Source organism: Pseudomonas sp. FW305-7, assembly GCF_058786735.1.
Genome location: NZ_JBYSZA010000007.1, coordinates 237,337 through 244,624 on the forward strand (window position 1 = coordinate 237,337; position 7,288 = coordinate 244,624).

At 60.6% G+C, this 7,288-nt stretch carries 5 protein-coding genes; 2 read left to right on the forward strand and 3 right to left on the reverse strand.

All coding sequences use genetic code 11. From position 1 onward, the window contains the following. Window positions 1-22 precede the first annotated feature (22 nt). On the forward strand, window positions 23-2,467 hold the full coding sequence (locus AC3WMT_RS12175) for a penicillin-binding protein 1A (RefSeq protein WP_371919322.1): 2,445 nt from the start codon (window positions 23-25) through the stop codon (window positions 2,465-2,467). A gap of 261 nt (window positions 2,468-2,728) precedes the next feature. On the opposite strand, the gene AC3WMT_RS12180 is transcribed toward AC3WMT_RS12175, so the two are convergent. From AC3WMT_RS12180 to rpmE, 3 genes are all read right to left on the reverse strand, one after another. Further along, window positions 2,729-3,997 carry a malic enzyme-like NAD(P)-binding protein gene (locus tag AC3WMT_RS12180; protein ID WP_103305454.1) on the reverse strand — a complete coding sequence of 423 codons (1,269 nt, stop codon included), beginning with the start codon at window positions 3,995-3,997 and terminating at the stop codon, window positions 2,729-2,731. Between the two features lie 183 nt (window positions 3,998-4,180). Beyond that, a complete protein-coding gene (locus tag AC3WMT_RS12185) occupies window positions 4,181-4,981 on the reverse strand; it encodes a thermonuclease family protein (protein ID WP_103305459.1) in 801 nt (266 codons plus the stop codon). 14 nt (window positions 4,982-4,995) lie between these two features. Beyond that, a complete protein-coding gene (rpmE, locus tag AC3WMT_RS12190; protein WP_103305455.1) occupies window positions 4,996-5,226 on the reverse strand; it encodes a 50S ribosomal protein L31 in 231 nt (76 codons plus the stop codon). A gap of 290 nt (window positions 5,227-5,516) precedes the next feature. On the opposite strand from rpmE, the gene AC3WMT_RS12195 reads away from it, so the two are divergent. After that, window positions 5,517-7,288: primosomal protein N' (locus AC3WMT_RS12195; protein WP_103305456.1), on the forward strand; the 1,772-nt coding region annotated here is incomplete at its 3' end.

Consider the following 7,288-nt stretch of genomic DNA (forward strand, 5'->3'; position numbering starts at 1 on the left):
CCCTGGATGTCCAAACGCCTTGATTCGTCTGCTGAAATTTTTCGGTTGGTCCATCGTCGCCGTTTTCTGCGGACTGCTTTTAGGTCTCAGCGGCGCGTATCTTTACCTTAGTCCGGGTTTGCCATCCGTGGAGGCTCTGAGAAGCATTCAGTTGCAGATTCCTCTGAGGGTCTACAGCAGCGATAACAAGTTGATCGCAGAATTTGGCGAAATGCGCCGTACACCGATCCGTTTCGCCGACATTCCACCCAATTTCATCAATGCGTTACTAAGTGCTGAAGACGACAATTTCGCCAACCATTACGGCGTCGATCCAAGCAGCCTGATGCGTGCCGCGACCCAACTGGTCAAGAGCGGGCACATTCAGTCCGGCGGCAGCACCATCACCATGCAGGTGGCGAAGAACTTCTTCCTGACCAGCGAACGCAGCTTCTCGCGCAAAACCACCGAAATTCTTCTGGCCCTGCAGATCGAACGACAGTTGACCAAGGACGAGATCCTTGAGCTGTACGTCAACAAGATCTATCTGGGCAACCGCGCCTACGGCATCGAGGCGGCGGCGCAGGTGTATTACGGCAAGTCGATCCGCGACGTCAGCCTGGCGCAGATGGCGATGATCGCCGGCCTGCCGAAAGCCCCTTCGCGCTTCAACCCGTTGGCCAACCCGGCGCGCAGCAAAGAACGTCGCGACTGGATCCTCGGCCGCATGTACAAGCTCGGCAAGATAAGCGAGGCGGACTACACCGCCGCGATCAACGAACCGCTGAACGCCAGCTATCACGTGCCGACCCCGGAAGTGAACGCCCCGTACATCGCCGAAATGGCCCGTGCCGAAATGGTCGGCCGTTATGGTAGCGACGCTTACACCGAAGGTTTCCGCGTCACCACCACGGTGCCGAGCAATCTGCAGGAAATGGCCAACACCGCGCTTCACGAAGGTTTGATGACCTACGACCAGCGTCACGGCTACCGTGGCCCCGAGTCGCGCCTGCCGGGCAAGACCCGTGAGGCCTGGGCCAACGAACTGACCAAGCAACGCACCATCAGCAGTCTGGAACCGGCAATCGTCACGCAGGTCGAGAAGAACGGCCTGCAAGTGCTGACCCGCACCGGCGAAGAGCATGTGGCCTGGGACACGATGAAATGGGCCCGTCCATTCCTCAATACCAACAGCATGGGCGCCAACCCGCGTCAGCCGTCGGATGTGGCTCAGGTCGGTGATCTGGTTCGCGTGCAGCGCCAGAAGGACAACTCGCTGAAGTTCAGCCAGATTCCTCAGGCGCAAGGCGCGCTGGTGTCGCTGGATCCGCAGAACGGCGCGATCCGCTCGCTGGTCGGTGGTTTCGCTTTCGAGCAGAGCAACTACAACCGCGCCATGCAGGCCAAGCGTCAGCCGGGTTCGAGCTTCAAGCCGTTCGTCTACAGCGCCGCGCTGGATAGCGGCTACACCGCTGCGACGCTGGTTAACGACGCGCCGATCGTGTTTGTCGACGAGTATCTGGACAAGGTCTGGCGTCCGAAGAACGACACCAACACCTTCCTTGGTCCGATCCGTCTGCGTGAAGCGCTGTACAAGTCGCGCAACCTGGTGTCGATCCGCCTGTTGCAAGCCATGGGCGTGGGCAAGACCATCGACTACATCACCCGCTTCGGCTTTAACAAGCAGGATCTGCCGCCGAACCTGTCGCTGGCGCTGGGCACCGCGACCCTGACGCCGATGGAGATCGCTACTGGTTGGAGCACGTTTGCCAACGGCGGCTACAAGATCACCCCGTACATCATCGACAAGATCGAAAGCCGCAATGGCGACACGCTGTTCGTCGCCAACCCGCCAACCGTGCCGCAGGGTGGCTCGGCCACGGATGGCATTGCGGCGCCAGCCAATCAGTCGTTTACCGTCAACGCCGCACCGGTTCCGGGTGAAGCCCCGGGCGCTGCAGCGGCGCCCCAAGCGCCGGCCGTAGCCGAGCGAATTGTCGACGGTCGCACCACGTACATCCTCAACAGCATGTTGCAGGACGTGATCAAGCTCGGCACCGGCCGTCGCGCACTGGCTCTAGGCCGTAGCGACATCGCCGGTAAAACCGGTACGACCAACGAATCGAAAGATGCCTGGTTCTCCGGCTACAACGCCGATTACGTGACCACGGTGTGGACGGGCTTCGACCAGCCGGAAAGTCTCGGTCGTCGCGAGTTCGGCGGCACCGTGGCACTGCCGATCTGGATGAATTACATGGGCGCTGCACTGAAGGACAAGCCGCCTCACGTCCAGCCTGAGCCGGAAGGTTTGCTGAGCCTGCGGGTTGATCCGGTCAGCGGCCGTGCGGCGACGCCCAGCACGCCAGGGGCGTACTTCGAGCTGTTCAAATCTGAAGACACGCCACCTTCGGTGAATGAATTGGGTAACGGCACCGCGCCGGGCAGTCCGTTGCCGGCGGATGAACAGGCGCCGATCGATTTGTTCTGATCCCGAACCGACAAAAAGCCCCGCCTTCGTGAGAAGTGCGGGGCTTTTTTAAACCTGCCGGATTAGCAGCGGATGTACTGGCCCCATCGCTGGCAAGCCAGCTCCCACAGTGTCTGTGAAGCCTGCGCGATATCCGCCTCACTTCACCTTTTGTGGGAGCTGGCTTGCCAGCGATGGGGCCAGACCCGACACAAATTCTTCAGATAAACAAAAGCCCCGACTCTCACGAGCCGGGGCTTTTGTTTGAAGCGCTACAACATCTTAGCCGTTGAACACGTCATCCACGCTTTTCAGCGGGTAGTTCTTCGGATACGGCAGGGTGGCCACACCGGTCTCGATTGCGGCCTTGGCCACAGCGTCGGAGATCAGGGTGATCAGGCGCTTGTCCATTGGCTTCGGAATGATGTACTCACGGCCGAATTCCAGCGGAGCACCACCGTAGGCATCGCATACGTCCTGTGGAACAGGCAGCTTGGCCAGTTCACGCAGGGCGTTGGCGGCAGCCACTTTCATTTCTTCGTTGATGCGCTTGGCGCGAACGTCCAGGGCACCACGGAAGATGAACGGGAAGCCCAGTACGTTGTTGACCTGGTTCGGGTAGTCCGAACGGCCGGTGGCCATGATCACGTCGCTGCGGGTGGCGTGTGCCAGTTCCGGGGAAATTTCCGGATCCGGGTTCGAGCAGGCGAACACGATCGGATTGGCCGCCATCGACAGCAGGCCTTCAGCGCTCAGCAGGTTCGGGCCGGACAGGCCGACGAATACGTCAGCGCCTTGCAGAGCGTCAGCCAGGCTGCGCTTCTCGGTGGCGTGGGCGAATACGGCTTTGTACTGGTTCAGGTCGTCACGGCCGGAGTGGATCACGCCGGTACGGTCGACCATGAAGATGTTTTCGATGCGTGCGCCCATGCTCACCAGCAGTTTCATGCAGGAGATGGCAGCAGCGCCGGCGCCCAAACAGACGATTTTCGCTTCCGGCAGGGTTTTGCCGGCGATTTCCAGGGCGTTGATCATGCCCGCAGCGGTCACGATCGCGGTGCCGTGCTGGTCATCGTGGAATACCGGAATGTCGCACTGCTCAATCAGAGCACGTTCGATCTCAAAGCACTCAGGGGCTTTGATGTCTTCCAGGTTGATACCACCGAAAGTGATGGAGATGCGTTTTACGGTGTCGATGAAGGCCTGCGGGCTTTCGGAATCCACTTCGATGTCGAAAACGTCGATGCCGGCGAAGCGCTTGAACAGCACGCCTTTACCTTCCATCACTGGCTTGGAGGCCAGTGGGCCGAGGTTACCCAGACCCAGAATCGCGGTGCCATCGGAAATGACTGCAACCAGGTTGCCCTTGCCGGTGTATTTGTAGGCCAGTTCAGGATCGCGAGCGATCTCACGCACTGGTTCAGCTACGCCGGGGCTGTAGGCCAGCGACAGGTCGCGGGCGGTAGCAGTGGCCTTGGTGAGCTCGACACTCAGCTTCCCTGGACGAGGATTGGCATGATATTCGAGAGCGGCAGTTTTCAGATCAGACATTTTGGCATTCCGCTTTTTACTGTTGGACAGACTGGTCAGCGAGGATACGCGCCTCGCAAAGTCCCCACAAGACTGAGCAGTCACCCCTGTCAAGCGCCCTGTCCTACGACTTTGGGCCAAGAGCCACGGCGCACAAGGGCTTGACTGTTCACAATCGACAGAAAAAATGTCTACAATTTTTCTTCAGCGCGTACTTTGAAACATCGAAGGATCAGTCAGTGGCAGCAACCAACGCGGCTGACCCGCCTGCAATCCTCCGCGCCGCGAACGATCCACCACCCAGCCACGAGCCTCGATCTGCTGGCCCTTCAGAGCTTGCAGGCGTGCATTGTCAAATTGTCCGACCAGATTGGGTGCAACGCGCAATACAAGTGTGTCCTGCAACTCGATCCAGATTCCACCGCGATTGCGCTGCACCTTGCTCACACGACCGCTGACCACGGCAAAACCAGAGCGCTGGATCTGCTCTGCTTTCAGTACAGGAGACTGCCGCCAGACGCCTCGACCCGCCTGACGCGCGCTGCGCTCGGCGGCTTGCTGACAGGCAACCAGATCGACATTCGGTGCCACCGCGACCTGAAAACCCAGGCCATCGGCGAGCATTTGCGCTTCGAGACTGGCGCCGCTGACGTTATAGAGGTGAGCGAGCGTACGCCCGTAATGGTCTTTGACTTGCTTGCCGAGGCGCAAACCGACTCGTCCGCCGCTATCGGCCACCAGCGCCTCAAGGCGTTTGCGCGCCGCCACGGCAAACGGTTCATCGCTGCGACCCTGCTTGCCCAGTTCAGGCGTGTTGAGGCCGATCATGCGCACACTGCGACCGTCGGTCAGGCGCACGGTATCGCCATCGACCACGCGCTGCACCGTCACCGTGGTCATTTCCGAAGGCGTCGGGCAGAAGGCCTGAGCGCCGGACAGCCAAATCGCGGACATAAAAAAGGCGCCCGCGAGGGACGCCTTTTTCAGCAGTGAGGAAAAGCCCACCGGGCTCTTCAACCTTACTCTGCTGCTGGAGCAGGTTTCTTGCCGAAAGCACCGAAACGGTCGGCGAAGCGCTGAACGCGGCCGCCAGTGTCCAGAGTCTTTTGCTTACCGGTGTAGAACGGGTGGCATTCGTTGCAAACGTCGATCGCCAGAGGCTTGGCCAGGTTCGAACGAGTTTCGAACTTGTTGCCACAGCTGCAGGTAACTGCGGTGACTTCGTATGTTGGATGAATATCAGCTTTCATGATGTCTTCCTCAGGCTAGCGTGCCGCCACTCAACACTATTGTTGAATACCGCACGTAATTAGGCCGCGGATTCTACCAGACAATGTCAATCGCGCAAGCTGTCCCTTAGACCGACCGTCTGCTAGGCTCCCGACCCAATACGCGATCCTCTGTAGGAGCGAGCCTGCTCGCGAAAACGATCTATCAGCCAGCATTTTCTTCGCCTGACACACCGCTTTCGCGAGCCGGCTCGCTCCCACAAGCTATTTACACAGTCCTTTTAATCGTCCGTTGATAGAGATCCCCCCGCGTGCCCGACGCCATTCTGCGCCTTGCCTTGCCATCGCCCTTGCGCCGCCTGTTCGACTATCGAGCGCCGGTCGGCGTGCTGCGCGAGCAATTACAACCGGGCATGCGTCTGCGGGTGCCGTTCGGCCGGCGCGAGATGATCGGGATTCTGGTCGAGGTCACCGACACCAGCGAAGTGCCGGTGGAAAAACTCAAACCGGCGCTGGCCCTGCTTGATGCCACGCCGCCGCTGCCGCCAGCGCTGTTCAAACTGTGTCTGTGGACTTCCCAGTATTACCAGCACAGCCTCGGCGACACCTTGAGTTGGGCACTGCCGGTATTGTTGCGTCAGGGCGAACCGGCCGAGGCCCGGCAGGAACGTTTCTGGTCAGTGGTGCCGGGCGCCAGCGTTGATGACCCGCGTATCGCCCGCGCACCGCGCCAGCGTGAGGCGCTAACCACATTGGCTCAACACCCACACGGTGTCGCCCATCAGTTGCTGAGCAAACTGATGTTGAGCAAGGACAGCCTCGATCTGCTGCTGGCGAAAAATCTGGTGCAAGTGGAAATCCGCCGTCATGCACCGGGCGCACGCCATGAACATTGGCTCGCGCAACCGGAGTTGCCACTCAATGCCGAACAACGCGCCGCCTATGAAGCGATTCGCGCCGGCTTCGACAGTTATCACGCCTTCCTGCTGGCCGGCGTCACCGGCAGCGGCAAGACCGAAGTCTATTTGCAGTTGATCCGCGAAACCCTTGAGGCCGGCAAACAGGCGCTGGTGCTGATCCCGGAGATCAACCTCGGCCCGCAGACCCTCGCCCGCTTCGAACAGCGTTTCAATGCGCGCATCGCCCTGCTGCACTCGGCGGTCAATGATCGCGAACGCCTCGACGCCTGGCTCGCTGCACGCGATGGCGAGGCCGACATTATTATCGGCACCCGTTCGGCGCTGTTCACGCCGATGAAGAATCCGGGCCTGATCATCATCGACGAAGAACACGATGGCTCTTATAAACAGCAGGAAGGTCTGCGCTACCACGCCCGCGATCTGGCACTGGTACGGGCGCGGCAGGAAAACATCCCGATCGTCCTTGGCTCCGCGACACCTTCGCTGGAAAGCCTGCACAACGCCTACACCGGCCGGTACGGTCTGTTACGCCTGAACGAACGCGCCGGCGGTGCCAAGCAGCCGCGTTTCCTGCGCCTGGACGTGAAAAGCCGTCCGCTGGACAGCGGCATTTCCGGGCCGATGCAGCAAGCCATCGGCCAGACATTGGCGAATGGGCAACAGGTGCTGGTGTTCCTCAACCGTCGCGGCTTTGCGCCAACGCTGCTGTGCCACGATTGCGGCTGGATGTCCGAGTGCTCGCGTTGTGATGCGCGAATGACCGTGCACCAGCGCTACGGCGAACTGCGCTGCCACCACTGCGGCAACGTCGAACGCACGCCGCGCCAGTGCCCGAAGTGCAACAAGGTCGATTTGCGCCCGGTGGGTGCTGGCACCGAGCGCGCCGAAGAGCGCCTGGCGATCCTCTTCCCCGATTACCCGGTGCTGCGGGTCGATCGCGACAGCACTTCGCGCAAGGACGCGATGAATCAGTTGTTCGCAACGATTCAGAAAGGCCAGCCGTGCATCCTGGTCGGCACGCAGATGTTGGCCAAGGGGCACCACTTTCCACGGGTCACGCTGGTATCGATTCTGGATGCCGACGGCGGATTGTTTTCCGGTGACTTCCGCGCCAGCGAACGCATGGCGCAGTTGATCGTGCAGGTCGCCGGGCGGGCCGGGCG

Bases quoted from the DNA above. Each gene is read 5' to 3' on its own strand.
- AC3WMT_RS12180 (WP_103305454.1), bottom strand. From the start codon at position 3,997: ATGTCTGATCTGAAAACTGCCGCTCTCGAATATCATGCCAATCCTCGT.
- rpmE (WP_103305455.1), bottom strand. From the start codon at position 5,226: ATGAAAGCTGATATTCATCCAACATACGAAGTCACCGCAGTTACCTGC.